Below are 24,268 nucleotides of genomic sequence, written 5' to 3'. Positions count from 1 at the left end.
CTCTGCTCCATGACTGCTCCTGACACGCTGCTCGGGCCCGCCCTCGTCGAGGAGGCCACGAAGAAGTCCGGCCTCGTCTGGGTGCGCTCCACCGGCGCGGCGCGGGCCCTGTGGCACGTATGGCACGAGGGCGCCGCCCACCTCGTCGGCGACGGCCCCGGCGAGCAGCCGCTCCCGGCCGGGCTCACCGAGAGCGCCACCGCCGAGGTGACCGTCCGCAGCAAGGACAAGGGCGGCCGCCTCGTCGCCTGGTCCGCCTCGGTCACCGTGCTCGCCCCGCACTCCGAGGAGTGGGAGGCCGCCGTCGCCGAGCTGAAGGGCAAGCGGCTGAACGCACCGGACGCGGAGCGGATGACGGACCGCTGGGCGCGCGAGTGCCGCGTCGTCCGGCTGACGCCCCTCGACGCGCGCACCGACCTGCCCGAGACCTCCGGGGCCGCGGCGCCGCTGCCGACGACGGCGACGACCCGGCTGCCGGTCCCGGCGGGCCTGCCGCGCCTGCTGAAGCGCTCCCTGCGCGCGTAGCGGCGCTACGACGACGTCTTCGGAAGCTGCTTGCCGTAGTCGACGGTCTCGTCCTTCGGCGGGGCCTTCAGCGAGAAGTCCTTGCCCCAGTCGGCGAGCGTGATCACACCCCCGCCGCCGCCCCGGGCGAAGCGCAGCGGATACGGCTTGCCCTCCAACGACACGTCGAGCGCGCCGCCCGCGCCCTCGCCGCCCATGATCCGCACGGTGCGCACCCCGCCGACCTTGTCGCGATCGCCCTTGGTGAGCTCGCCGTGCAGCGTGAGCATCCCGTCGAGCAGCACCTTCTTGTCGGTGAAACCGCTCAGCTGCTTGTACGTGGGGTCGCCCTCGGGGACCTTGACGTACTTGCCCTCCAGCTTGCCGGCCGCCGCCGCGCCGTCCTTGCCGGTGTCCGCCTTGCCCTCCTCGTCGTGGCTCCAGAATCCGGCGTCGGCCTTGAGGTACAGCTCGTCACCGATCCGCAGCAGCGTGAAGGTGCTGCTCTTCGAGGTGACGGAGCCCGCGCCGCCCTGGTCCTTGAGCCGCATGTCGATCTTGTACGTGCCGCCCTTGCTGACCAGCGTCCCGGCGAGCCGCACCGCGTCGGCGGAGTCCGTCGCGGTCTGCGCCTTCTTCTCGATCTCCGGCGCGGAGAGCTTGCCGACGCCGTTGGTCCCCTCGTCCGGGTCCTCGCTCCCGCAGGCGGTCAGCGCCGCGGTCAGCCCCGCGCACAGCGCGACGGCGAGGGATGCGTTCCGGCGGCGGGCCCGTACGGCCGGGGCGGAAGAGGTCACAGGCGCACTGCCTCTCGTATCCATGGTGGGGGGTGGCAGACGGCAGCGTACCCGGGTGGCCTACGCCATCGGGCCCGGAACCGTCCGGACGGCCAGCCGGGGCGGTCCGCGTGCGCACGGGCTAGCCTGATCACGTCATCACAGTGCGACAACTGTCGGAAGCGGGCGGCCGGGGGCCGTCCGGAGGCGAGCGAGGAGGTGCGGGATGACACCGGTGACGCCCCGGGTGTTCGTCTCGCACCTGTCCGGTGTGCCGGTCTTCGACCCGAACGGCGACCAGGTGGGGCGCGTCCGCGACCTGGTCGCGATGCTGCGCGTCGGCGGCCGTCCGCCCCGGCTGCTCGGCATGGTGGTCGAGGTGGTGAGCCGGCGGCGGATCTTCCTGCCGATGACCCGGGTGACGGGCGTGGAGTCGGGGCAGGTGATCACCACCGGCGTGGTCAACATGCGGCGCTTCGAACAGCGGCCCACCGAACGCCTGGTGCTCGGCGAGTTCCTCGACCGCCGGGTGCGCCTGGTGGAGACGGACGAGGAGGTCACCATCCTGGACGTGGCCATCCAGCAGCTGCCCGCCCGCCGCGACTGGGAGATCGACAAGTACTTCGTCCGCAAGGGCCGGGGCGGGGCGCTGCGCCGCAAGGGCGAGACGCTGACCGTCGAGTGGTCGGCGGTGAAGGGTTTCTCGCTGGAGGAGCACGGGCAGGGCGCCGAGTCCCTGGTCGCCACCTTCGAGAAGCTGCGCCCCGCCGACGTCGCCAACGCGCTGCACCACCTGACCCCGAAGCGCCGGGCGGAGGTCGCGGCGGCCCTGGACGACGACCGGCTCGCCGACGTCCTGGAGGAGCTGCCCGAGGACGACCAGGTGGAGATCATCGGCAAGCTCCAGGAGGAGCGCGCGGCGGACGTCCTGGAGGCGATGGACCCGGACGACGCGGCCGACCTGCTCTCCGAGCTGCCCGAGGAGGACAAGGAGCGGCTGCTGACGCTGATGCGCCCGGGCGACGCGGCGGACGTGCGGCGGCTGATGTCGTACGAGGAGCGCACCGCGGGCGGCCTCATGACGACGGAGCCGGTCATCCTGCGCCCGGACGCCACGGTGGCCGACGCGCTCGCCCGGGTGCGCCAGTCGGACCTGTCCCCGGCGCTGGCCGCACAGGTGTACGTGTGCCGGTCGCCGGACGAGACGCCGACGGGCAAGTACCTGGGCACGGTGCACTTCCAGCGGCTGCTGCGCGACCCGCCGTTCACCCTGGTCAGCTCGCTCCTGGACAGCGACCTGGTGCCGCTGCAGCCGGACACCCCGCTGTCGGTGGTGACCAGCTATCTGGCGGCGTACAACCTGGTGTCGGTGCCGGTGGTGGACGAGAGCGGTTCGCTGCTGGGCGCGGTGACCGTGGACGACGTGCTGGACCACCTGCTGCCGGAGGACTGGCGGGAGACGGACTTCCACGGCCGCGAGGGGGTGCTCCGTGACCGGTGACGACCGCGCCCGCGCGTCGAACGGCTCGACGGCGCTGACCCGTACGCCCAGGAACCGGCTCGACCAGCCGAAGGCGCCGCGCCGACGACTGCTTCCGGAGTACGACCCCGAGGCGTTCGGCCGGTTCTCGGAGCGCATCGCGCGCTTCCTGGGCACCGGCCGGTTCATCGTCTGGATGACGCTGATCATCATCGTGTGGGTGGCGTGGAACATCTTCGCGCCCGAGCACCTGAGGTTCGACCAGTACCCGTTCATCTTCCTGACCCTGATGCTGTCGCTCCAGGCGTCGTACGCGGCTCCGCTGATCCTGCTCGCGCAGAACAGGCAGGACGACCGGGACCGGGTCACACACGAGCAGGACCGCAAGCAGAACGAGCGCTCCATCGCCGACACCGAGTACCTGACCAGGGAGATCGCGGCGCTGCGGATGGGCCTCGGCGAGGTCGCCACCCGGGACTGGATCCGGTCCGAGCTGGAGGACCTGGTGAAGGACCTGGACGACCGCCGGGCCCTGCTGTCGGCCGAGAGTGACGAAGACCGCTGACAGGGCTACCCGCGCGTACGGCAAGGCGCCGTACCATCGTCCGTATGGCTACGGAAGACGCGGTGCTTGAGGCACTGGCGACAGTGAACGACCCCGAGATCCACCGCCCGATCACCGAGCTGGGCATGGTGAAATCGGTCGACATCGATCCTGACGGTGTGGTCGCTGTCACGGTGTACCTCACCGTCTCCGGCTGTCCCATGCGCGAGACGATCACCCGGAACGTGACCGACGCGGTGGCCCGTGTCGAGGGCGTCTCTCGGGTCGACGTCACCCTCGACGTGATGAGCGACGAGCAGCGCAAGGACCTCGCGGCCTCGCTGCGCGGCGGCACGGCGGAGCGCGAGGTGCCGTTCGCGAAGCCCGGCTCGCTGACCCGGGTGTACGCGGTCGCCTCCGGCAAGGGCGGCGTCGGCAAGTCCTCGGTGACGGTGAACCTGGCCGCGGCGATGGCGGCGGACGGGCTCAAGGTCGGTGTCGTGGACGCGGACATCTACGGGCACAGCGTGCCCCGGATGCTCGGTGTGGACGGCCGTCCGACCCAGGTCGAGAACATGATCATGCCGCCGTCCTCGCACGGCGTGAAGGTCATCTCCATCGGCATGTTCACCCCGGGCAACGCCCCGGTGGTCTGGCGCGGCCCGATGCTGCACCGCGCGCTCCAGCAGTTCCTGGCCGACGTCTTCTGGGGCGACCTGGACGTGCTGCTGCTCGACCTGCCGCCGGGCACCGGTGACATCGCGATCTCGGTCGCGCAGCTCGTGCCGAACGCGGAGATCCTGGTCGTCACGACCCCGCAGCAGGCTGCCGCCGAGGTGGCCGAGCGGGCCGGTTCGATCGCCGTGCAGACCCACCAGAAGATCGTCGGCGTCGTCGAGAACATGTCCGGCATGCCGTGCCCGCACTGCGACGAGATGGTCGACGTCTTCGGCTCGGGCGGCGGCGCCAAGGTCGCCGAGGGGCTGACGAAGACGGTCGGCGCCGAGGTGCCGGTGCTGGGCGCGATCCCGATCGACGTACGGCTGCGCGAGGGCGGCGACGAGGGCAAGCCCGTCGTGCTCTCGGACCCCGACTCCCCCGCCGGCAAGGCGCTGCGCACCATCGCGGGCAAGCTGAGCGGCCGTCAGCGCGGCCTCTCCGGCATGTCGCTGGGCATCACCCCGCGCAACAAGTTCTGACCCGTTCGCGGATACGGGGAAGGCCGGGACCTCGGGTCCCGGCCTTCCCCGTTGTCGCATGCGCTACGCGTACGACTCGATGTCCTTGACCACCGAGAAGCCCAGCCCGTACGCGCTCATCCCGCGCCCGTAGGCGCCGATGTGCACCCCGCCGGGCGCGGAGCCGGCGAGCACCCAGCCGAACTCGGACTCGCGGTAGTGGAAGGGGACCGGGACGCCGTCGACCGGCAGGGACAGCGCCGACCAGGCGGGGCCCTCCAGATCGTCGGCGAGCTCGAACGCGGTCTCCGTCTGCTGGTCCAGCCAGTCGTCGCGCAGGGTGTGGTCGAGCTGCGGGGGCCAGGTGCAGGACAACAGCCCGGAACCGGCCAGCCAGGCCGCGGAGGACACCGTCGTCGCCTCCAGCACCCCGGTGCCGTCACCGCTGCGCCGTACGGGGCTGCTGGCGACGGTCACCACGACCGCGAACCGCTGCTTGTCGGCGCCCGAGTCGGCCCGGACCAGCGGCTCGTCGCCGTGCCCGATGGAGCCGTGCTGCACCTCGCCGTCGGCGGCGGTGCCCAGCGGCATCAGCCGCCGCGGACCGGTGAACGCCTCGTCCAGCGCGTACCAGGGGAACGGGGCCTTCAGATAGCCGTCGACCACCATGAGCCGGGCCGCCGGGACCGCCTCCACCGTGTCCGGCGCGTCCTGTGCGCCCACCCGACTCGTCGTCTCCATCAGCCCGGCCGCCTCCTCGATCCGTAGGTCCGGAGCGGCCCGCCCCCCGCGGGCGTCTCACAACCGGACAGATGGAGAATAGCCATACCGTCCGGACGAGCCGGGATTGGCAGCCCTCAGGTGGCGTCCGCGTCGAACGGCGGCGGGGCGTCCTTCGGCGGCTGCTCGCCCTTCTTGAGCAGGTCCGGAGCGCCCTTCGAGCCGTTCGCGGCCGTCACCGAGGCGCCGCCCGACACGCCGGTCTTCGCCTCGACGGACGCGGTGGAGCGCCCGTTCACCGCGTCGGTGACGTCGGTGATCTCCTTGCGCAGGTCGAAGCTCTCGCGGATCTCCTTCAGCCCCAGGTCGTCGTTGCCGTCCATGAGCTGCTTGCGGACGAACGTCTTGGGGTTGAGGTCCTCGAACTCGAAGTCCTTGAACTCCGGGCCCAGCTCCGTGCGGATGTCCTCCTTGGCGCTCTCCGAGAACTCACGGATCTTGCGGATCATGCGGGAGGCGTCCTGGATGACCTTGGGCAGCTTCTCCGGCCCGAAGACGAGCACGCCGAGAATCGCGAGCGTCAGCAGCTCGAGTCCACCTATGTCGTTGAACACCTTGCGGCTCCTCGTTTCTCCGCGACCAGCTCGGATGAGGTCCGGACATCGAACACGGTACCCGGCCTATCTGTCCGGACGGTAGCTTCCCGTGGCGGTCACGTGCCGGTTGCCGAGCCCAGCGTCAAAGTTATGGACAGGTCTTTACCACCGCGGGTCACGGTCAGTTCGAGATCGTCCCCGGGCCGGTGCGAGCGGATCTTGACGATGAGCTCCTCACCGCTGTGCACCCGCTTCCCGTCGACCTCGGTGATGACGTCGTCCGCCTCGATACCGGCCTTGTCGGCCGGACCGCCCGCCGTGACCGGCGAGGACCCCCGCGTGCTCCCGCCGACCTTGGCGCCGTCGCCGGTGTACTTCATGTCGAGGGTGACGCCGATCACCGGGTGGGTCGCCTTGCCGGTGTTGATCAGCTGCTCGGCGACGAGCTTGCCCTGGTTGATCGGGATGGCGAAGCCGAGGCCGATGGACCCGGCCTGCCCGCCCTCACCGGCCGAGCCGCTGTCGGCGGCGCGGATGGCGCTGTTGATGCCGATGACATGGGCGTCGGTGTCCACCAGCGGGCCGCCGGAGTTGCCCGGGTTGATCGGGGCGTCGGTCTGGAGCGCGTTGACATAGCTGACGTCGCTGCCGTCGCCCTTCTCGCCGCCCGCGGTGATCGGGCGGTCCTTGGCGCTGATGATCCCGGAGGTGACGGTGTTGGACAGGTCGAACGGCGCGCCGATGGCCACGACCGGGTCGCCCACCTGGACGTTGTCGGAGTTGCCCAGCGGGAGCGGCTTCAGCCCGGAGACGCCGCTGACCTTCACGACGGCCAGGTCGTAGCCGCTGTCCTTGCCGACGACCTCGGCGGTCGCGGTCTCGCCGCCGCTGAAGGTGACGGTGATCTCACCGGACGAACCGGCGGGGGCGACCACGTGGTTGTTGGTGAGGATGTGGCCCCGGTCGTCGAGGACGAAGCCGGTGCCGGTGCCGGACTCGGTGGCCCCGGTGACATGCAGGGTGACCACGCTGGGCAGGGCGCTGGCCGCGATACCGGCCACGCTGTCGGGGGCCCGGCCGCCGCCGTCCCGTTCGTCCTGGGGCAGTTCGACGCTGGTGAGACCGCCGTTGCGTTCTATGTACGCGCCTATGCCGCCGCCGATGCCGCCCGCGACCAGGGCGAGGATCAGCGCGCCGACCAGCATCGCGCCGCGCCGGTTCTTCCGCCGGCCGTCCGGGAGCGGGGGGCCCGGCTGGGTGACGAGCGGCTGCCGGGGCGCGCCCCAGGGGTCGTAGCTCTGCCACTGCGGGGCGGGCGGGTGCGGGTCCTGCGGAGCGGGCGGGGGTGCGACGGAGATCCCCGCGCCGTTCGTCCCCGCGTACGGCGGGGGTACGGGGGTGCCGTGCGCGGGCGTCGGCCGCTGTACGGGAGGGGCGGGCGCCCACGGGCCCGGGCCGCCGTAGGGCGGGGTGCCGTACGGGTCCGGCTCGTGCAGCGGCTGGGGCGCGGGGGCCTCGCCGGGTGCGTCATGGGGCGCGTCGAGCACCGCGGGCGCCTCGGGGGCGTCGTGGGCCTCGGGTGCCCCGGGCGTCGCCGGGGGCACGCTCACCGTGGGTGCCTCAGCGGACACGGGCGCGTCAGCCGACCCGGCCGACTGGGCAGGCGCGGGTTCCGGGGCCTCGTCGGTCGTGGCCGGCCCCGCCGTGGGCCGGCTCCACCACTTCGCCCTGGGCTCGGTCGGCTTCCCGTCGTCCATGTTCTCCCCGCAACTGCCGCAACCGGCCCTCCGCACGCCCCCGAAGGGGCGTCCCTCCCGAAAATCCTGCCGGAATTCAACCAGGTTTGGGCCGGGGCCGCGCATCCCGTACGGGGTGCGGGATCAGCGACGGGGCGAGAGGGGCAGTCCGTGGTCGGCGGACGCCGGTTTCGCGGCGGCGGAGGTGGGCGGCAGGGAGGGCTGCGGGGCGGGGGCGGGCTGGACCGGGTCGAGCCTCCCCAGGGTGCGGCCCAGCAGCGAGCCGGCCCCACCGGGGCGTATCGCGGACATGCCGGAGCGCAGGCTCAGCCCGTACGGACTGCCGGAGAGGCGGCCGGTGCCCAGCAGCGTCGGGGCGGCGAACCCGGCCGACACGGTGTTCACCGCGAGGGGGACCGAGCGGTCCGCCTGGCCGGACATGGCGCGCATGCCCTGCCCCGACCCGTTCCGCCGGGCGGCGAGGATGGAGGCGCCGGTCCGGGCGTCGCCGCCCGCCGGGGTCACGCTGTTGCCCGAACCGGAGGCGCGGGTCGGCGTCTCGCCGGTGGTCGTCGGGAGGGCGCCGCCGAGCGCGATGGCGGCCAGCGAGACGGCGCTGGCGGCGGCGAAGGCGAACCTCCGGCCCCGCCACGGCGAGCGGTCGCCCTCGCGCCCCACCTCGTGGATGCGGAAGCCCGTCCCGGCCGGGGGCAGCGCGGTGGCCCCGCCGTGGGCGGCGGGGAGGTAGCCGAAGCCGTCCAGGGGGCCGGGGGCGGTGGTGAGGTCCGCCCGGCCGCCCGGCGGGCGCGTGCCCGGGAAGAGTCCGTCACCGAACCGCCCGGAGGCGCCCTCGGGTCTTCCCTGCCGGTCGTCGTCACCCCCGGGCGGTCCGCCCGGAAGCCCTTGGAGGCGGGCCAGGAAGCCTTCGGAGGGCGAGGGCGGGGCGGCCTGCGCGAACACGTTCTTCAGGCGGCGCTGGGCGGCCGCCTCGGCCGCGCACCTGGCGCAGGTCGCGAGATGGGCGAGCACCCGGTCGCGGGCATCGTGTTTCAGCTCGCCGTCGACGAGCGCGGCGAGGCGGTCCCCCAGGTGTTGTTCCGCAGGGGTCGGATCCGTTTGGCTCACGCCGTGCCGCCCTCCCCGGTCAGAAGGGCACCGGCGCCCGCGAGGGAGCGCTGCTCCGCGCGCGCCTCGGGCGAGCGGTGGCGCAGCGCCTTGCGCAGGTGGGAGCGCCCGCGGTGGATACGGCTGCGCACGGTGCCCAGCTTCACGCCGAGCGTCGCCGCGATCTCCTCGTACGAAAGGCCCTCGATGTCGCACAGGACGACGGCGGCCCGGAATTCGGGCGCGAGGGTGTCCAGCGCCTGCTGGACGTCCGCGTCGAAGTGGGTGTCGTTGAAGACCTGCTGGGGCGAGGGCTCACGGCTGGGCAGCCGCTCGGCGGCGTCGTCCCCGAGGGAGTCGAAGCGGATGCGCTGCTTGCGGCGGACCATGTCCAGGAAGAGGTTGGTCGTAATGCGGTGCAGCCAGCCCTCGAAGGTGCCGGGCGTGTAGGTCGACAGCGAACGGAAGACGCGGACGAAGACCTCCTGCGTGAGGTCTTCCGCGTCGTGCTGGTTTCCCGTCAGCCGGTAGGCGAGGCGGTAGACACGGCCGCTGTGCGTGCTGACGATCTCTTCCCATGTGGGCGGGGTCCACGCCTGGGATTCCGCATCGGAGGCGAAGGTCGCGGTCGGTGCGGAGTCTTTGGAAGAACGGTCAGCAATGTCGGTCACGGATTTCGGCTCACCCGCCGACCTGAGAAAGCGCCGCAGCACTCCTCCCCGATCCACAGGCGCAGCCGCACCTCCCCTATCGGCTCTGGTGGTGTCCAGTGGAGCCCCTACCATAACCACCTCGCCCGTTAGCTCCGGATAAGCCTTTTTCCAGCTGGGGCCGGGGAAATCCCCGGAAGCCGACCCGTGCCACGGACCCGACCGGCGGGCCTCGTCACCGGGCTTCTCCCCACCTTTGGACAACGCCCGGTCCCATCTGCGGGTTCCCGGGTCCAGCGGATACAGTCACCGTTGCGCCAACTAAGGGGACAGGAGAGGGTCATTACCGCCAACCGGCAGACGAGCTGGGCGTTCGCCGACGCCTTTGTCGCCGAGGACGAAGCACTGCGCTGGGCCCGGGACCGGGCCCGCGAGGCAGGGCTCCGCTCGGTCTCGCCAGGCACCGGGGCCGCCCTGCGCCTGCTCGCTGCCACCACGGACGCCAAGGCCGTGGCGGAAATCGGTACCGGCACCGGCGTGTCCGGCATCTACCTGCTGCACGGGATGCGGCCGGACGGGGTGCTGACCACGGTCGATCCGGAGCCCGAGCGCCAGCAGTTCGCCCGGGAGGCGTTCCGGGCGGCGGGCTTCGCGGCCAACCGGTCCCGCTTCATCCCCGGTCGCGCCCTCGATGTGCTCCCCCGGCTCGCGGACGGCGGCTACGACCTCGTGTTCTGCGACGGCGACCGGATGGAGAGCCTCGACTGCCTCGCTGAATCGTTGCGCCTGCTGCGACCTGGGGGTCTTGTCTGCTTCGAGGGCGTCTTCGCGGACGGCCGTACGGTCGACTCGGCCGCCCAGCCGGCGGAGGTGCTGCGCGTACGGGAGCTGCTGCGGGCGGTCCGCGAGAGCCAGGAGCTGATGGCGACGCTGCTGCCGGTGGGCGACGGGCTGCTCTGCGCGGTCCGGCGCGGCTGAGGCGTACGCGCGACCGCCCCGCCGTACGAGGTGTCCCGGCTCCGGACGCACCACTGCCCCGGCACGGAATCCGTGCCGGGGCAGTGGTGAAGTTATGAGCGTCTGCTCAGCCGACGACCTGCTTGAGGGCGTCGCCGAGGGCATCGGCCTCGTCCGGCGTCAGCTCCACGACAAGCCGACCGCCGCCTTCGAGCGGAACTCGCATGACGATGCCCCGCCCCTCCTTTGTCACCTCGAGCGGGCCGTCGCCCGTCCGCGGCTTCATGGCCGCCATGCTCGTTCCCCTTCCTGAAACCAGCTCATCGCAACCGGCGGCCCCATGACAGGCGCTGCCTCACCGGCATCGAACACAATGCTTCCACGCCATTATCCCGCATCACTGACCCCGATGACCAACATCGCTCTGCATCTCTTGGGCAACGCGCTCACTCAAAACCACCCAATTCGGGGACCTCACTGGGATACTCCGGCCCCTTGAGCCCCTCCACAGCGCGGAAATGTTTGACGCAGGTCACATGTCCGCCTTCGGCGAAGTCGGCCATGCTTGCCTGGACACGCAGGTCAACGACACGCAAAGGGGACTCCTCTCATGGCCGATCACGACGACGTGGTGCGCTACGACATCAGCGACGGGCTCGCGACGATCACGATCAACCGCCCGGACGCGATGAACGCCATGAACACCGCCGCCAAGGTCGCTCTCCGTGACACGCTGCGGTCCGCCGCCGCCGACACCGGCGTCCGGGCGGTGCTGCTCACGGCGGCCGGGGAGCGCGCCTTCTGCGTCGGGCAGGACCTCAAGGAGCACCTGGCCAAGCTGGCCGAGACCGAGGCGGCGGGCGAGGGCAACGCTCTGAGCACCGTGCGGGAGCACTACAACCCCATCGTGCGGGCGCTGACCGAGATGCCGAAGCCGGTCGTGGCCGGGATCAACGGCGCGGCCGCGGGGGCGGGCTTCGGTTTCGCGCTGGCCTGCGACTACCGGGTGGCCGCCGACACGGCCTCCTTCAACACCTCGTTCGCCGGGGTCGCCCTCACCGCCGACTCGGGCATGTCCTGGACGCTGCCCCGGCTCATCGGCCAGAGCCGCGCCGCCGACCTGCTGCTCTTCCCGCGCTCGATCTCCGCGCGGGACGCCGCTGAGCTGGGCATCGTCAACAGGCTGGTGCCCGCCGCCGAGCTGGCCGCCGAGGCGGCCGCGGTGGCCCGCGCGCTGGCCGACGGGCCGACCGTCGCCTACGCGGCGCTCAAGGAGTCGCTCGCCTTCGGCGCGGGTCACAGCCTGGCCGAGGCCCTGGAGAAGGAGGACGAGCTCCAGACCAGGGCGGGGGTGTCCGAGGACCACGGGATCGCGGTGCGGGCGTTCCTCGCGAAGGAGAAGCCGAAGTACCTCGGGCGGTAGGCGGGTCCTACGCGGGGGTGGGGCGGGAGACGCAGTCGGCGAGATGGTCGTCCACCAGGCCGCACGCCTGCATCAGGGCGTAGGCCGTGGTCGGTCCGATGAATCGCAGCCCCCGCTTCTTCAGCTCCTTGGCCAGGGCCGTGGACTCGGGGGTGACCGCCGGTACGTCCCCGAGGGTCTTCGGGGCCGGGCGGCTCAGCGGGTCGGGGGCGTACGACCAGATCAGCTCGTCCAGCTCGCCGGTGCCCCAGCCGGCCAGCACCCGGGCGTTGGCCATGGTCGCGTCGACCTTCGCGCGGTTGCGGATGATCCCCTCGTCGGCCAGCAGCCGTTCCCGGTCCACCTCGGTGAACTCGGCGACCGCCGGGATGCTGAATCCGGCGAACGCGCTGCGGAAGCCCTCGCGGCGGCGCAGGATCGTCAGCCAGGACAGGCCCGACTGGAACGCCTCCAGGCACAGCCGCTCGAACAGGGCGTCGTCGCCGTGGACCGGGCGGCCCCACTCCGTGTCGTGGTACCAGAGGTAGTCCTCGGTGGACAGGCCCCAGGGGCAGCGCAGTCCGCCGTCCGCCGCCGCCACGGCTCCGCCGGTCATCGGCCCGGCTCCTCGTCGTCGTGGGGCGGCTGGTCGTGCCCCTCCTTGAACAGGTCGGGCTTGAACAGGTCGGGGCCGCTCGTCCTGGTCGCCTGCGCACCGGCCAGGGCGGACTCCAGCTCCGCGATCCGCGCGTCCCGCTCGGCGAGTTCGGCGCCGAGCCGGCCCAGCGCGTCGTCCACCTCCGCCATCCGGTAGCCCCGGAGGCCGACGGGGAGCCGCAGTGCCTCGACGTCCGCCCGGCCGACCGGGCGCGAGGCGGGCAGCGGGTCCGTCAGCTGCTCGGGCGCCACGTCCTGCAGGACGGCGCTCCTGCCTCCACCGACCACCGCGAGGGTGACCGCGGCAACCACCACCACCATCGCCAGCAGCAAGAACAAGAACACGCGTATCTCCCCGGGAGCGGAATTCGTCCGGGTCCGATCGTGCCATGCGGCACTGACAGTTAGTGTCGGCTGTTGGCCTCGGCGAATGATGCGGGGCCGGATTCACAGGAAGGGACACGGATGGCAAGCGGTGTGCTCCGGCTGGGGCGGCGTGAATTCGGGGCGCACGAGCAGGTGATCATGGCGATCGTGAACCGCACCCCGGACTCCTTCTACGACCGGGGCGCCACCTTCCGGGACGAACCGGCGCTCGCCCGGGTCGAGCGGGCCGTGGCCGACGGCGCGGCGATCATCGACATCGGCGGCGTCAAGGCGGGGCCCGGTGACGAGGTCACCGCCGAGGAGGAGGCCCGTCGCACGGTCGGGTTCGTCGCCGAGGTGCGCCGCCGCCACCCGGACGTGGTCATCAGCGTCGACACCTGGCGCCACGAGGTCGGCGAGGCGGTCTGCGAGGCGGGGGCGGACCTGCTGAACGACGCGTGGGGCGGGGTGGACCCGAAGCTCGCGGAGGTCGCGGCGCGGTACGGGGCGGGGCTGGTGTGCACCCACGCGGGCGGGGCGGAGCCCCGGACCCGGCCGCACCGGGTGGGGTACGAGGACGTGATGGCCGACATCCTGCGGGTGACCGTGGGGCTGGCCGAGCGGGCCGTGTCCCTGGGGGTCCGGCCGGACGGGATCATGATCGACCCCGGGCACGACTTCGGGAAGAACACCCGGCACTCGCTGGAGGCGACGCGCCGGCTCGGCGAGATGGCGGAGACGGGGTGGCCGGTGCTGGTCTCGCTCTCCAACAAGGACTTCGTGGGCGAGACGCTGGACCGGCCGGTGAAGGAACGGCTCCTCGGGACCCTGGCGACGACGGCGGTGTCCGCGTGGCTGGGGGCGCGGGTGTACCGGGTCCACGAGGTGGCCGAGACACGGGATGTCCTGGACATGGTGGCTTCCCTCGCGGGGTGGCGGCCCCCGGCGGTCGCGCGGCGGGGGCTGGCGTAGGGGTTGGGGTTTCCGGGGCTCCGCCCCGGACCCCGCGCCTCAAACGCCGGCGGGGCTGAAAGTGGCCGCGCGGCCAAAATCAAGCCCCTCCGGCGATTGAGGAGCGGGGGTACGGGGGCAGCGCCCCCGTAACGCTCAGCGGCCGACTTCCTTCGTCACCAGCGCCACCGCCTCGTCCACGTCGTCCGTGACGTGGAACAGCAACAGATCCCGCTCGGACGCCTTCCCCTGGGCCACCACCGTGTCGCGGAGCCAGTCCACCAGGCCGCCCCAGTACGCCGTGCCGAAGAGGACGATCGGGAAGCGGGTGACCTTGCCCGTCTGGACCAGGGTCAGCGCCTCGAAGAGTTCGTCCAGGGTGCCCAGGCCGCCGGGCAGGACGACGAAGCCCTGGGCGTACTTGACGAACATCGTCTTGCGGACGAAGAAGTAGCGGAAGTTGACGCCGATGTCGACGTGCGGGTTCAGCCCGGACTCGAAGGGCAGCTCGATGCCGAGGCCGACCGAGATGCCGCTCGCCTCGCGCGCGCCCCGGTTCGCCGCCTCCATCGCGCCCGGCCCGCCCCCGGTGATGACCGCGAAGCCCGCGTCGACCAGCGCCCTGCCGATCCGTACACCCGCCTCGTACTCCGGCGCACCGGCGGGCGTACGGGCCGAGCCGAAGACGCTGATGGCGCTCGGCAGTTCGGCGAGCGCGCCGAAGCCCTCCACGAACTCCGACTGGATGCGCATCACCCGCCACGGGTCGGTGTGCACCCACTCGGAGTCGTCCTCGGAATCCAGCAGCCGCTGATCGGTCGTGCCGGGCTGCACCTGGTCCCTGCGGCGCAGTACGGGTCCGAGGCGCTGCTCCTCGGGCCGTACCGCGCCCTCGGGAATCTCCGCACCCTCGGGAATGCGCGCGTCCTCGCGGTCGCCCATGACCTGCTCCCTCCGCCGACGTCGGGGGCGCCCTGCGACGCCTCCGTCTCCCGCCAGCGTAGATCGCCACGGGTTACGGACAGGGGAAGGCGGAAGGTCGGACGTGGGTCAGGCGGTGAGCCAGGAGCGCAGGCGCTCCTCGCAGTGGGTGATGCGCTCGACCTTGACGTGCTCGTCGCGCTTGTGGGCGAGGACGGGGTCGCCGGGGCCGTAGTTGACCGCGGGGACGCCGAGGGGGCCGAAGCGGGCCACGTCCGTCCAGCCGAACTTGGGCCGGGCGACGCCGCCGACCGCGTCCATGAACGCCTTGGCCGCCGGGTGAGAGAGACCGGGCATCGCCGCGCCGGAGTGGTCGTCCACCGTGAACTCCGCGACGCCGCACTCCGCGAAGACCTCGCGGACGTGGGCCAGGGCCTCCTCCTGACCGAGGTCGGGGGCGTAGCGGTAGTTGACGACGACCGTGCAGGCGTCGGGGATGACGTTGTTGGCGACGCCGCCCTCGATGCGTACGGCGTTCAGGCCCTCGTGGTACTCCAGGCCGTCGATCACCGGCCGCCGGGGCTCGTACGCGGCGAGGCGGGCGAGGACCGGGGCGGCGGCGTGGATGGCGTTGGACCCCATCCAGCTGCGCGCGGAGTGCGCGCGCTCGCCCGTCAGGTGGAGGAAGACGCGCAGGGTGCCCTGGCAGCCGCCCTCGACCTCGCCGTTCGAGCCCTCCAGCAGGATGGCGAAGTCGCCCTTCAGCCAGTCCGGGTGGGCGTCGGCGATGCGGCCGAGGCCGTTGAGGTGGGCGGCGACCTCCTCCTGGTCGTAGAAGACGAAGGTGAGGTCCCGGTTGGGCTCCGGCACGGTGGCGGCGATGCGCAGCTGGACGGCGACGCCGGACTTCATGTCGGAGGTGCCGCAGCCCCAGAGGAGGCCGTCCGCGTCGAGCCGGGAGGGCACGTTGTCGGCGATCGGCACGGTGTCGATGTGCCCGGCCAGGATCACGCGTTCGGAACGGCCGAGATCCGTCCTGGCCACGACGTTGTTCCCGTACCGCTCGACGCTCAGGTGCGGCAGTGCGCGCAGCGCCGTCTCGATCGCGTCGGCAAGGTCCTTCTCGTCCCCGCTGACCGAGGGGAAGTCCACGAGCGCGGCGGTGAGGGCGGGCCCGTCAAGGGTGAGGTCAAGCATGCTTTCGGCCATGGCTACGAGCCTAGTGCCTCGCGTACCGTGGGCCCTGTGACCAGGACCGATTCCGCTGCTCCCCGGCGTCCCGGCCGCAGTCGCCGGCTGCGGATCGTGGCGGCCGTCGGTGTGCTCGCGGCGGTGGCCGGTTATCTGACGGTTCAGTACGTTTCGGGCGGGCGCGGGTCCGATCAGTGCACGGTGCGGTCGGCGGACGGTTCGTACCGGCTCACGCCCGAGCAGGCCGCCAATGCCGCGACGATCTCCGCCGTCGGCACCCGGCGCGGGATGCCGGAGCGCGCGGTCACCATCGCGCTGGCCACGGCGTTGCAGGAGTCCGCGCTGCACAACCTCGACCACGGCGACCGGGACTCGCTCGGGCTGTTCCAGCAGCGGCCCTCGCAGGGCTGGGGAACCGAGCAGCAGATCATGGACCCGGTGTACGCGGCCGGGAAGTTCTACGAGCACCTGGCCAAGGTGCCGGGCTATTCGCGGCTGCCGCTGACCGAGGCCGCGCAGCGCGTCCAGCGCAGCGGTTTCCCGCAGGCGTACGCCAAGCACGAGCCGGACGCGGCGCTGCTGGCCGCCGCGCTGACCGGCCGCACCCCGGCCGCGCTGGACTGCGAGCCGCCGCGGACCACCGCCGGGACGGGCGATGCGACGAAGGTGCGGGCGGCCCTGGTGAACGCGTTCGGCGAGGGCGTCCTTCCGGCCGGCACCGCCGCGGCGGGCCCCGCGGCCTCGGGCGCGCTCACCGTCCCGGTGCGGGCGGACCGCCGCGCCGACCGGGACGGCGTACCGCAGCGCGGCTGGGAGCTGGCGCACTGGGCGGTGGCCCAGTCGGAGGCGCTGGGCATCGATCAGGTCGCGTACGGGGGCCGGGTCTGGGCGGCAGGCTCGGGCTGGCGCACGGAGCGCGAGGCGTCGAAGCGCGAGGCGTCCGACACGGACGAGGTACGGCTCCGCCTGGTGAGCTGAGCACGCTCGAGGCCGCCCGCGCACGCGTGCGGGCCGTCGCCCGGACGGGGGTACCGTCGTGCGCCCCCGGCGCCCCCCTGAAGGTCCATCGGGGGTCGGTCGCGCGCCTCCCGTGAGCCTTGCGGCGCAAGGGGAGTGACGGTTCGCCGGGTGACGGCGGAGCGCACCGTTTGCCCGGGTTCCTCCGCTGAGGATTATCCGACGCATTGCTCAGTCTTTACGTCACCGCACCGCAACCTCACCCGCCCCCACGACGGTTGTCATGGCGTCCGGCTCACGGATAGCCCGAATTCCTCTCCCGTCGAAGGAGCATCATGTCCCTCCCCCTGACCCGTCGGATCGCCCGTACCGCGCTGCTGATCGCGGCGGGTGCGGCCCCCGTGGTCGGTGCGGCCGGTGCCGCGGGTGCCGCGGAGCTCCCGCAGGCCCCGGACCTCGGCGGTCTCACCAGCGTCGAGGGTTCCGGTCTCGGCAAGACGGTCGAAGGCGCCGCCAAGCCGGCCTCGGGTGCGGCGAACGAGACCGGCGGCAAGCTCGTCGGCACCGCGCTGCCGGTGGCGGGCAAGACGCTCACCGATGTCGGCGGCAAGGCCGCCCCCGCCGCGAAGAAGGTCTCCGGCACGGCCAAGAGCGCGACCAAGAGCTCGTCGAAGGGCTCGTCCAAGGGCTCGTCCAAGGGCACCGACGTCGCCGGCGCCCTCACCGGCGCGGCCAAGGGCGGTCTGCCCACCGACGCGCTCACCCAGGGCCTGCCGCTCGGCTGAGGCCCGCCCCACGCATGAGGGCCCCCGGGAGCGCGTGCTCCCGGGGGCCCTCTCGTACGCCGGTGGTCAGCCGAGGCGCTTGACCGCCGCCGCCACGCGCTCGTCCGTGGCCGTGAACGCCACGCGGACGAAGCGGTCGCCGGCCGGTCCGTAGAAGTCGCCGGGCGCGACCAGGATTCCCAGCTCGGCCAGGTACGCCACGGTGTCCCAGCAGGGTTCGTCGCGGGTGGCCCAGAGGTAGAGGCTCGCCTCGCTGTGCTCGATGCGGAAGCCGTGGGCCTCCAGGGCCGTGCGCAGGGCGGCGCGCCGGTCCGCGTACCGGGTGCGCTGCTCGGCGACGTGCGTGTCGTCGCCGAGCGCGGCGACGGTCGCGGCCTGGACGGGTGCGGCCGTCATCATCCCGCCGTGCTTGCGGATCTGCAGCAGCTCGCCCAGTACGGCCGCGTCGCCCGCGATGAACGCGGCGCGATAGCCCGCCAGGTTGGACCGCTTCGAGAGGGAGTGGACGGCGACGACGCCCTCGTACGTACCGCCGCACACGTCCGGGTGGAGCACCGAGACCGGCTCCGCTTCCCAGCCCAGCTCCAGGTAGCACTCGTCGCTGAAGACCAGGACGCCGTGCTCGCGCGCCCAGGCGACGATGCGGATCAGCTCGTCCTTGGCGAGGACGCGGCCGGTCGGGTTGGACGGGGAGTTGAGCCAGAGGAGCTTCAGGCCGGCCGGGTCGAGCTCGGTCGGGTCGTCGTAGACCACCGGCTCCGCGCCGCAGAGCCGGGCGCCGACCTCGTACGTCGGGTAGGCGAGGCGCGGGTAGGCGACCTTGTCGCCGGGGCCCAGGCCCAGCTGGGTCGGCAGCCAGGCCACCAGCTCCTTGGAGCCGACGACGGGCAGCACGTTCTCATGGGCGACCGAGACCGCGCCGAGCCGCCGCTCCACCCAGCCGGTGAGCGCGTCGCGCAGCGCGGCGGTCCCCCACACCGTCGGATAGCCGGGGCTGTCCGCAGCCGCGACGAGCGCCTGCCGGATCAGCTCGGGCACCGGGTCGACGGGGGTCCCGACGGACAGGTCCACGATCCCGTCCGGGTGGGCCTCGGCCGTCGACTTGTAGGGCGCCAGCTTGTCCCAGGGGAAGACCGGGAGGCGGGAGGAGACTGCGGACACGGCTCTCTGCTTTCTCGTACGGAGTTCACGCGGGCGGCCCGGCGGGCGCGGGAAACACCGCGGTCCCGCACGGCGGCGAGCCGTACGGGACCGGGCGGCGCACGTGCCGGGGCGCTGTTACTGGTTCTGCGGCGGCAGCGCGGCGATGAACGCGTGGTCGCGCTCGATCAGACCAAGCTTGGAGGCACCACCCGGCGAACCGAGGTCGTCGAAGAACTCGACGTTCGCCTTGTAGTAGTCCTTCCACTCGTCCGGGGTGTCGTCCTCGTAGAAGATCGCTTCCACCGGGCAGACCGGCTCGCAGGCTCCACAGTCGACGCACTCGTCCGGGTGGATGTACAAGGACCGCTGGCCCTCGTAGATGCAGTCGACGGGGCACTCTTCGATGCAGGCCTTGTCCTTGACGTCGACACAAGGCTGCGCGATGACGTAGGTCACGCTGTCGTTCCTCCTCGGTAGGGCGTTGGCTCTCGCGCGGGAGCGCGGCGTCGTCGATGCCCGCACCTAGTATCTCCGTTCGCGGGCACGATCCGAACAGGAGGGGCGGACAGAGCTGTGGAATTCACCATCGGCGGACGGCTTGAGGTCCGAATTGCACCGGCTGACGTGGGCAAACGGGTATCAGTCCGGCGTCTGGGCGAAGACGGCTCCGACGGGGCGAAATTCACCGACACGGTCGGCGTTCTCACATCATGGAACGACGGTGTGCTGTGCGTCACACCCAAGAACGGCGTGTCGGTGCGCATCGCGGAGTCCTCGCTCGTGGCGGGCAAGGTCGTGCCCTCCGCCCCGGCCCGGCGCCGCGGCCCCGCCGCCTCCTTCGCCGAACTCGCCCGGGTGACCGCGCGCGCCTGGCAGCCCGTGGAGAGCGAGCCGCTGGGCGACTGGCAGTTGCGCGCCGCCGCCGGATTCACCCGCCGCGCCAACTCGGTGCTGCCGCTCGGCGACCCGGGCATGCCGCTCGACGCGGCGCTCGGACGCGTCCGCGCGTGGTACGCGGACCGGGGGCTGCCCGCGTACGTACAGACCGCGACCGGCGCCGAGGGCGCGCAGGAGGAACTGTGCGCGGCGCTGGAGGAGCACGGCTGGCGGCGCGAGGTGACGGCGGAGGTGCGGATCGCGGCGCTCGCCCCGGTCGGTGACCTGCCGGCCGAGGTGTCCCGGGTCCGGCTGGAGCGTACGGCCGGTACAGCGTGGCTCTCCCGCTACCAGCGCGTGGGGGCGCCGGGTCCTGAGGTGACGGCGGTGCTGCACGGCGGCCCCTCGGTGTGGTTCGCGACCGTGCCCGGCGAGGAGGGCGGAGCGCCCGCCGCGATCGGGCGGTGCGTGGTGGACGGGCGGTGGGCCGGTTTCATGGCCGTCGAGGTGGCTCCCGAGCACCGCCGCCGGGGCCTGGCGACGGCCGTGATGACCGCGCTGGCCCGGCAGGCGATGGACGAGGGCGCGTCCGCGGCCTGGCTGCAGGTGGAGGCGGACAACGAGGGCGCCCGCGCGCTGTACGACGGGATGGGCTTCGCGACGCACCACCGCTACCACCACTTCCGGCCGGTGTGACCGATGGCGCCCGAGGGGAACGACCGCGAGGAGCTGCGCCGCCGGTTCGCGGAGGAGGCCCGGGCCGACCGGCCCGACCTGGCGCTGCTGTGCCTGCTGGTGGCGGCGGAGGCGGATCCGGAGCTGGACGCGCACGGCATCGACGAGGCCCAGATCGAGCTGGACCGGCTCGCCGGACTGCTCCCGTACGGGCTGCGCGGGGCCCATGCCTGGGCGTCGGCGCTCGCCGAACTGCTCGGTGAGCGGTGCGGGTTCGAGGGGGCGGCGGCGGACTACCAGCGGCTGGAGTCGTCCCTGCTGCACGAGGTGCTGCGGCGGCGGCGCGGGCTGCCCATCCTGCTGTCGGTGGTGTGGATCGAGGTCGCCCGGCGCGCGGGCGCCCCGGTGTACGGGGTGGCTCTGCCGGGTCATTTCGTGGTCGGCTTCGGCGACCCGGCCGAGCGGGTGCTCGCCGATCCGTTCGCCGGGGGGCGGCCGCTGACGGACCAGGACGCGGAGCTGATGGTGACGAGCGCGACCGGGGAGCGGTGGGAGCCCTCGTCGCTGGAGCCCGCGCGGCCGCTGGAGGTCGTGCTGCGGGTCCTGAACAACATCCGGGCCTGGGCCGCGGCCCGCCCGGAGCACACGGCCGTGGCGCTGTGGGCGGCCGAGCTGTCGCTGCTGCTGCCCTCGCATCCGGCCAGGCTGCGCTACGAGCACGCCCAGTTGCTGGTGCGCGCGGGCGAGTTCCTCCGCGGGGCGGCCGAGATGGAGGAGTACGCGCAGGTCGTGGAGGAGATCGAGCCGGCCGTGGCGGAGTCGGTGCGCAACAGCGCGCGAGCGGCGCGGGCGCTCCTGAACTGACGGAGCGGGAGGTGTGGCGCCGCGCCCAAACCTCATGGGGGCGCGGCATGCCGTCCAACGGGTGATTATCCGTTCATCGCCACTCGATGGGCCCACGCCGTAGCCCCAATGCGGCGCTCTCCGATGGCGCGCTCCCGGGTTCGGACTGACGGTGGATCACGTAGCCACTGCGTCACCAGGAGTCGACACGCCGTCACTCCTCGCAGGGGCGACGAAAGGAAATGTGTACAGATGCGCTCTGCCCGCACCCTGTTCGCAGCGGCCGCCGTCACGGCGGTCCTCACCATCACCTCCCCCTCGGCCTACGCGATGACCGTCGCCGCCGACCAGCAGCACGGCGGCTCGTCCGCCTCCGACCACGAGCACGACAACTCCGACGGCGAGTGGAAGAAGGACAAGCCGCACGGCGGCGTCCACACCGGCGGCGGCGCGCTGTCGAAGACCGTCACCAAGGAGTGGCAGCCGGGCGACGAGGGCGGCAAGTACAGCAAGGACGACGAGGACAAGCCCCACGGCGGCGTCCACACCGGCGGCGGCGCCCTCGCCAAGTCGGTCGCCGAGGAGTGGAAGCCCGGCGACGAGGGCGGCAAGTACAAGGACAAGGAGAAGCCGCACGGCGGCGTCCACACGGGCGGCGGCGCGCTGGCCAACACGCTCGCCAAGGAGTGGCAGCCGGGCGACGAAGGCGGCAAGTACAGCAAGGACGACGAGGACAAGCCCCACGGCGGCGTCCACACCGGCGGCGGCGCCCTGGCGCAGACCGTCACGGAGTGGCAGCCCGGTGACGAGGGCGGCAAGTACAAGGACGAGGAGAAGCCGCACGGCGGCATGCACACGGGTGGCGGCGCGATGGCGATGACCGGCAGCGGTCTGGCCGCCGGTTCGCTGCTGCTGCTCGGTGGCGCCGGGGTGGCCGCGTACCGGCTCCGCCGCCGTCAGGCGTCCGGCGGTGCGATGGCCTGACCGGCCCCGCGGTCCTCTGTCGTCGCGGTCGCCGTCCCTCCGGGGCCGGCGGCCGCGGCGCCCGCGTTTCCCCGGTCCCCCTCACTCGTACCGCCCCCGTCGGACGAAAGGCACGTTCCCCATGGCCGCCCCGCAGACCACCGAAACCCCCTCCCCCGGGGCCGCGTCCCGCACCGGCTCGCTCGGCCGGGCCCTGTTCTGGCCCCTCGCGACGGCCGGTCTCGGCATGACCCTGATCTACCACTCCATCGGATCCCCGGCCGACGACAAGGCGCCCTCCCCGCCGCCGGCCGCCGCCTCCGCCGCCGCGTCGCCGTCGGCCGCGGCCTCGGCGGACGCCACCCCGAGCGAGTCGCCCTCGCTGCCGCGCTCGGTGCCGACGCGGCTGCGCATCCCGGCGATCGCGGTGGACGCGCCGTTCACCCCGCTCTCCATCGGAACTTCGGGACGGCTCGACGCACCGCCGCCGAACGACAAGAACCTGGTCGGCTGGTTCAAGGACGGTGCGACGCCCGGCGAACGGGGGGCGTCGATCGTGGCGGGCCACGTGGACACCACGACCGGTCCGGCCGTCTTCCTCCAGCTGCGCTTCCTGAAACCCGGGGCGACCGTCGACATCACCCGCGCCGACGGCACGGTGGCCACGTTCGCCGTGGACACCGTGGAGACGTTCAGCAAGGCGGACTTCCCGGACGACAAGGTGTACGCCGACACCCCGGACGCGCAGCTGCGGCTGATCACCTGCGGCGGCAACTACGACCGGAAGGCCAAGGACTACGAGGACAACGTCGTGGTCTTCGCGCACCTGGACTCGGTGAAGAAGGGGTGAGCGGCGGTCTTCCCCCGCGTACGGGAGGGAAAACCCGATGCGTGCGGGCGCGGGGCGCTGTTAGCGTCGGAACCATGCAGCGTGCCGCCATGAACACGACGACGCCGGAGAGTGTCCCGGCGCGCTGACTGCTGACCAGCCGACAAGCCCCGGGGCGAGTGCCCCGGGGCTTTCGCGTGGGGTCGCTCGCCCTTCCCACGCGAGGAGACCGCCATGCACGACCACCGCAAACTCGGCCGCGAGCTGGAACTGTTCGACACCGATCCGCTGATCGGCGCGGGACTCCCCTACTGGCTGCCGGACGGGGCGGAGCTGCGGCACACCCTGGAGGAGTACGTCCGGGGCGCCGAGCGGCAGGCGGGCTACCGCCATGTGTACTCGCCCGTGCTCGGCAAACGGGAGCTGTACGAGCGCTCGGGACACTGGGCGCACTACAGCGACGACATGTTCCCGCCGATGGACCTGGGCGAGGGACAGCAGCTGGTGCTGCGGCCCAGCCTGTGCCCGCACCACGCGGTGATCTACCGCTCCCGGGCGCACAGCTACCGCGAACTGCCGCTGCGGATGGCGGAGCTGGGCGGGATGTACCGCGCGGAGCTGTCCGGGGTGCTCGGCGGACTGACCCGGGTGCGCTCCATCCAGCTGAACGACGCGCACATCTTCTGCACCGTCGAGCAGGTCGCCGACGAGGCGCGCGGGGCGCTGGGCATGATCCTCCGGGCGTACGAGGCACTGGGCATCCGCGCGGCCCGCTTCCGGCTCTCGCTGCCGGGGCCGGGCGGCAAGTACGTCGCAGCCCCGGAGCTGTGGCGCCGCTCGACCGCGCTGCTGACCGAGGTGCTGGAGGCGTCGGGGCTGCCGTACGAGGCGGCGGAGGGCGAGGCGGCTTTCTACGGGCCGAAGATCGACGTCCAGGTCGAGGACGCGGCGGGCCGCGAGTTCACCCTGTCGACCGTGCAGGTGGACTTCCACCAGCCGGAGCGCTTCGACCTCCACTACATCGGGGCCGACGGGGCGAAGCACCGCCCGGTCATGGTGCACCGGTCCATCATCGGCAGCGTCGAGCGGGCCGTGGCCCACCTCATCGAGCAGCACGGCGGCGCCTTCCCGGCCTGGCTCGCCCCGCGACAGCTGGCCGTCCTGCCGGTGTCCGACGCCGAACTCCCGGACGCGGAGGCGCTGGCCGGGCGGTGCGCCGGGCTGGGGCTGCGCGCGGAGGTCAGCGGCCGGGAGCGCGGCAGCCTGGGCGCCCGCATCCGCGAGGCCAGGCTGGTGCCGTACCAGGTGGTGATCGGCGCGGCGGAGGCGGCCGACGGGCTCGTCGCGCTCCGCCTGCGCGACGGCCGCCGGCTCGCCCCGATGCCGGCCGTGGAGGCGCTGTCCCGGATCGCCGCGCTGACCGCCGCGCACAGCACCGCGCTGTGGGACGAGGAGGCGTAAGGG

At 72.7% G+C, this 24,268-nt stretch carries 26 protein-coding genes and 1 pseudogene; 14 read left to right on the top strand and 13 right to left on the bottom strand.

Annotated elements, in window-relative coordinates:
- Positions 1-9 precede the first annotated feature (9 nt).
- Entirely contained in the window at positions 10-525 is a 516-nt protein-coding gene (locus tag AMK18_RS12885; RefSeq protein WP_073862888.1) for a hypothetical protein, read from the top strand.
- A 5-nt stretch (positions 526-530) separates the two neighbouring features.
- Here the strand turns inward: AMK18_RS12885 and AMK18_RS12880 are convergent, their stop codons facing one another.
- The gene (locus AMK18_RS12880; protein ID WP_073862887.1) at positions 531-1,301 is read right to left on the bottom strand and encodes a hypothetical protein; all 771 of its coding nucleotides are present in this window, start codon (positions 1,299-1,301) and stop codon (positions 531-533) included.
- Between the two features lie 205 nt (positions 1,302-1,506).
- Here AMK18_RS12880 and AMK18_RS12875 point away from each other — a divergent pair, with 205 nt between their 5' ends.
- From AMK18_RS12875 to AMK18_RS12865, 3 genes are read left to right on the top strand one after another with little or no spacing between them, the layout of a single operon-like run.
- Positions 1,507-2,781 (top strand): magnesium transporter MgtE N-terminal domain-containing protein, encoded by a 1,275-nt coding sequence (locus AMK18_RS12875; protein ID WP_018105494.1) that lies wholly within the window; start codon positions 1,507-1,509, stop codon positions 2,779-2,781.
- On the top strand, positions 2,771-3,325 hold the full coding sequence (locus AMK18_RS12870; RefSeq protein WP_018105493.1) for a DUF1003 domain-containing protein: 555 nt from the start codon (positions 2,771-2,773) through the stop codon (positions 3,323-3,325). The genes AMK18_RS12875 and AMK18_RS12870 overlap by 11 nt, the downstream gene beginning before the upstream one ends.
- A gap of 44 nt (positions 3,326-3,369) precedes the next feature.
- Positions 3,370-4,503: an Mrp/NBP35 family ATP-binding protein gene (locus AMK18_RS12865; protein WP_177153942.1), complete on the top strand. Its 1,134-nt coding sequence runs from the start codon at positions 3,370-3,372 to the stop codon at positions 4,501-4,503.
- Between the two features lie 63 nt (positions 4,504-4,566).
- On the opposite strand, the gene AMK18_RS12860 is transcribed toward AMK18_RS12865, so the two are convergent.
- The 5 genes from AMK18_RS12860 to sigE form a co-directional block, all read right to left on the bottom strand.
- Positions 4,567-5,223 (bottom strand): hypothetical protein, encoded by a 657-nt coding sequence (locus tag AMK18_RS12860; protein WP_026171839.1) that lies wholly within the window; start codon positions 5,221-5,223, stop codon positions 4,567-4,569.
- A gap of 116 nt (positions 5,224-5,339) precedes the next feature.
- Positions 5,340-5,816, bottom strand: a complete 477-nt coding sequence (locus tag AMK18_RS12855) for a sec-independent translocase (RefSeq protein ID WP_018105490.1) — start codon at positions 5,814-5,816, stop codon at positions 5,340-5,342.
- A gap of 98 nt (positions 5,817-5,914) precedes the next feature.
- Positions 5,915-7,555: a S1C family serine protease gene (locus AMK18_RS12850; RefSeq protein ID WP_073862886.1), complete on the bottom strand. Its 1,641-nt coding sequence runs from the start codon at positions 7,553-7,555 to the stop codon at positions 5,915-5,917.
- A gap of 123 nt (positions 7,556-7,678) precedes the next feature.
- A complete protein-coding gene (locus tag AMK18_RS12845) occupies positions 7,679-8,659 on the bottom strand; it encodes a zf-HC2 domain-containing protein (RefSeq protein WP_073862885.1) in 981 nt (326 codons plus the stop codon).
- On the bottom strand, positions 8,656-9,423 hold the full coding sequence (sigE, locus tag AMK18_RS12840) for an RNA polymerase sigma factor SigE (RefSeq protein WP_198956988.1): 768 nt from the start codon (positions 9,421-9,423) through the stop codon (positions 8,656-8,658). Before sigE ends, AMK18_RS12845 begins: the two co-directional genes overlap by 4 nt.
- 177 nt (positions 9,424-9,600) lie before the next feature.
- On the opposite strand from sigE, the gene AMK18_RS12835 reads away from it, so the two are divergent.
- A complete protein-coding gene (locus tag AMK18_RS12835) occupies positions 9,601-10,266 on the top strand; it encodes an O-methyltransferase (RefSeq protein WP_018105486.1) in 666 nt (221 codons plus the stop codon).
- Between the two features lie 106 nt (positions 10,267-10,372).
- Here AMK18_RS12835 and AMK18_RS12830 read toward each other — a convergent pair whose 3' ends face one another.
- Positions 10,373-10,540, bottom strand: coding sequence for a DUF3117 domain-containing protein (locus AMK18_RS12830; RefSeq protein ID WP_018105485.1), 168 nt, complete (start codon positions 10,538-10,540; stop codon positions 10,373-10,375).
- 315 nt (positions 10,541-10,855) lie between these two features.
- Here AMK18_RS12830 and AMK18_RS12825 point away from each other — a divergent pair, with 315 nt between their 5' ends.
- Positions 10,856-11,668 carry an enoyl-CoA hydratase/isomerase family protein gene (locus AMK18_RS12825; protein WP_073862884.1) on the top strand — a complete coding sequence of 271 codons (813 nt, stop codon included), beginning with the start codon at positions 10,856-10,858 and terminating at the stop codon, positions 11,666-11,668.
- Positions 11,669-11,675: 7 nt separating this feature from the next.
- Here AMK18_RS12825 and AMK18_RS12820 read toward each other — a convergent pair whose 3' ends face one another.
- Entirely contained in the window at positions 11,676-12,263 is a 588-nt protein-coding gene (locus tag AMK18_RS12820; RefSeq protein ID WP_073862883.1) for a DNA-3-methyladenine glycosylase I, read from the bottom strand.
- A complete protein-coding gene (locus tag AMK18_RS12815; protein WP_073862882.1) occupies positions 12,260-12,649 on the bottom strand; it encodes a DivIVA domain-containing protein in 390 nt (129 codons plus the stop codon). The genes AMK18_RS12820 and AMK18_RS12815 overlap by 4 nt, the downstream gene beginning before the upstream one ends.
- A 132-nt stretch (positions 12,650-12,781) precedes the next feature.
- Here AMK18_RS12815 and folP point away from each other — a divergent pair, with 132 nt between their 5' ends.
- Positions 12,782-13,642, top strand: coding sequence for a dihydropteroate synthase (folP, locus tag AMK18_RS12810; RefSeq protein ID WP_198957013.1), 861 nt, complete (start codon positions 12,782-12,784; stop codon positions 13,640-13,642).
- Between the two features lie 135 nt (positions 13,643-13,777).
- Here the strand turns inward: folP and AMK18_RS12805 are convergent, their stop codons facing one another.
- Together AMK18_RS12805 and dapE are read right to left on the bottom strand one after the other, a co-directional pair.
- Positions 13,778-14,563 carry a TIGR00730 family Rossman fold protein gene (locus AMK18_RS12805; protein WP_018105480.1) on the bottom strand — a complete coding sequence of 262 codons (786 nt, stop codon included), beginning with the start codon at positions 14,561-14,563 and terminating at the stop codon, positions 13,778-13,780.
- A 108-nt stretch (positions 14,564-14,671) separates the two neighbouring features.
- On the bottom strand, positions 14,672-15,751 hold the full coding sequence (gene dapE / locus AMK18_RS12800; RefSeq protein ID WP_073862880.1) for a succinyl-diaminopimelate desuccinylase: 1,080 nt from the start codon (positions 15,749-15,751) through the stop codon (positions 14,672-14,674).
- A 36-nt stretch (positions 15,752-15,787) separates the two neighbouring features.
- Here dapE and AMK18_RS12795 point away from each other — a divergent pair, with 36 nt between their 5' ends.
- Complete coding sequence (locus AMK18_RS12795; RefSeq protein WP_443333221.1) at positions 15,788-16,711, top strand: hypothetical protein; 924 nt, start codon at positions 15,788-15,790, stop codon at positions 16,709-16,711.
- A gap of 314 nt (positions 16,712-17,025) precedes the next feature.
- A complete protein-coding gene (locus AMK18_RS12790) occupies positions 17,026-17,475 on the top strand; it encodes an ATP-binding protein (protein ID WP_073862878.1) in 450 nt (149 codons plus the stop codon).
- 66 nt (positions 17,476-17,541) lie between these two features.
- Here the strand turns inward: AMK18_RS12790 and AMK18_RS12785 are convergent, their stop codons facing one another.
- Positions 17,542-18,636 carry a bifunctional succinyldiaminopimelate transaminase/glutamate-prephenate aminotransferase gene (locus AMK18_RS12785; RefSeq protein WP_018105476.1) on the bottom strand — a complete coding sequence of 365 codons (1,095 nt, stop codon included), beginning with the start codon at positions 18,634-18,636 and terminating at the stop codon, positions 17,542-17,544.
- A gap of 117 nt (positions 18,637-18,753) precedes the next feature.
- Positions 18,754-19,074, bottom strand: coding sequence for a ferredoxin (fdxA, locus tag AMK18_RS12780; RefSeq protein WP_018105475.1), 321 nt, complete (start codon positions 19,072-19,074; stop codon positions 18,754-18,756).
- A 117-nt stretch (positions 19,075-19,191) separates the two neighbouring features.
- Between fdxA and AMK18_RS12775 the strand changes: the two genes are divergently transcribed.
- The 5 genes and pseudogenes from AMK18_RS12775 to thrS all read left to right on the top strand — a co-directional run.
- Entirely contained in the window at positions 19,192-20,190 is a 999-nt protein-coding gene (locus tag AMK18_RS12775) for a GNAT family N-acetyltransferase (RefSeq protein WP_073862877.1), read from the top strand.
- 3 nt (positions 20,191-20,193) lie between these two features.
- On the top strand, positions 20,194-21,033 hold the full coding sequence (locus AMK18_RS12770) for a transglutaminase-like domain-containing protein (RefSeq protein ID WP_073862876.1): 840 nt from the start codon (positions 20,194-20,196) through the stop codon (positions 21,031-21,033).
- A gap of 231 nt (positions 21,034-21,264) precedes the next feature.
- Positions 21,265-21,996, top strand: a complete 732-nt coding sequence (locus AMK18_RS12765) for a hypothetical protein (RefSeq protein ID WP_073862875.1) — start codon at positions 21,265-21,267, stop codon at positions 21,994-21,996.
- 121 nt (positions 21,997-22,117) lie between these two features.
- Positions 22,118-22,825, top strand: coding sequence for a class F sortase (locus AMK18_RS12760; protein WP_018105471.1), 708 nt, complete (start codon positions 22,118-22,120; stop codon positions 22,823-22,825).
- Between the two features lie 207 nt (positions 22,826-23,032).
- Positions 23,033-24,265, top strand: a pseudogene (gene thrS / locus AMK18_RS12755) (threonine--tRNA ligase); the annotation flags it as partial.
- Between the last annotated feature and the right edge of the window lie 3 nt (positions 24,266-24,268).

Origin of the sequence: Streptomyces sp. CB01249 (assembly GCF_001905735.1) — a bacterium.
Classification (GTDB): domain Bacteria; phylum Actinomycetota; class Actinomycetes; order Streptomycetales; family Streptomycetaceae; genus Streptomyces.
This window is presented reverse-complemented; position numbering and strand designations above follow the sequence as displayed.

Excerpts from the sequence above, each read along its gene's own strand:
- AMK18_RS12885 (WP_073862888.1), top strand. The coding sequence starts at position 10 with ATGACTGCTCCTGACACGCTGCTCGGGCCCGCCCTCGTCGAGGAGGCC.
- AMK18_RS12875 (WP_018105494.1), top strand. The coding sequence starts at position 1,507 with ATGACACCGGTGACGCCCCGGGTGTTCGTCTCGCACCTGTCCGGTGTG.
- AMK18_RS12865 (WP_177153942.1), top strand. The coding sequence starts at position 3,370 with ATGGCTACGGAAGACGCGGTGCTTGAGGCACTGGCGACAGTGAACGAC.
- AMK18_RS12860 (WP_026171839.1), bottom strand. The coding sequence starts at position 5,223 with ATGGAGACGACGAGTCGGGTGGGCGCACAGGACGCGCCGGACACGGTG.
- AMK18_RS12850 (WP_073862886.1), bottom strand. The coding sequence starts at position 7,555 with ATGGACGACGGGAAGCCGACCGAGCCCAGGGCGAAGTGGTGGAGCCGG.
- sigE (WP_198956988.1), bottom strand. The coding sequence starts at position 9,423 with ATGGTAGGGGCTCCACTGGACACCACCAGAGCCGATAGGGGAGGTGCG.
- AMK18_RS12830 (WP_018105485.1), bottom strand. The coding sequence starts at position 10,540 with ATGGCGGCCATGAAGCCGCGGACGGGCGACGGCCCGCTCGAGGTGACA.
- AMK18_RS12825 (WP_073862884.1), top strand. The coding sequence starts at position 10,856 with ATGGCCGATCACGACGACGTGGTGCGCTACGACATCAGCGACGGGCTC.
- AMK18_RS12820 (WP_073862883.1), bottom strand. The coding sequence starts at position 12,263 with ATGACCGGCGGAGCCGTGGCGGCGGCGGACGGCGGACTGCGCTGCCCC.
- AMK18_RS12805 (WP_018105480.1), bottom strand. The coding sequence starts at position 14,563 with ATGGGCGACCGCGAGGACGCGCGCATTCCCGAGGGTGCGGAGATTCCC.
- dapE (WP_073862880.1), bottom strand. The coding sequence starts at position 15,751 with ATGGCCGAAAGCATGCTTGACCTCACCCTTGACGGGCCCGCCCTCACC.
- AMK18_RS12790 (WP_073862878.1), top strand. The coding sequence starts at position 17,026 with ATGTCCCTCCCCCTGACCCGTCGGATCGCCCGTACCGCGCTGCTGATC.
- AMK18_RS12770 (WP_073862876.1), top strand. The coding sequence starts at position 20,194 with ATGGCGCCCGAGGGGAACGACCGCGAGGAGCTGCGCCGCCGGTTCGCG.
- AMK18_RS12765 (WP_073862875.1), top strand. The coding sequence starts at position 21,265 with ATGCGCTCTGCCCGCACCCTGTTCGCAGCGGCCGCCGTCACGGCGGTC.
- AMK18_RS12760 (WP_018105471.1), top strand. The coding sequence starts at position 22,118 with ATGGCCGCCCCGCAGACCACCGAAACCCCCTCCCCCGGGGCCGCGTCC.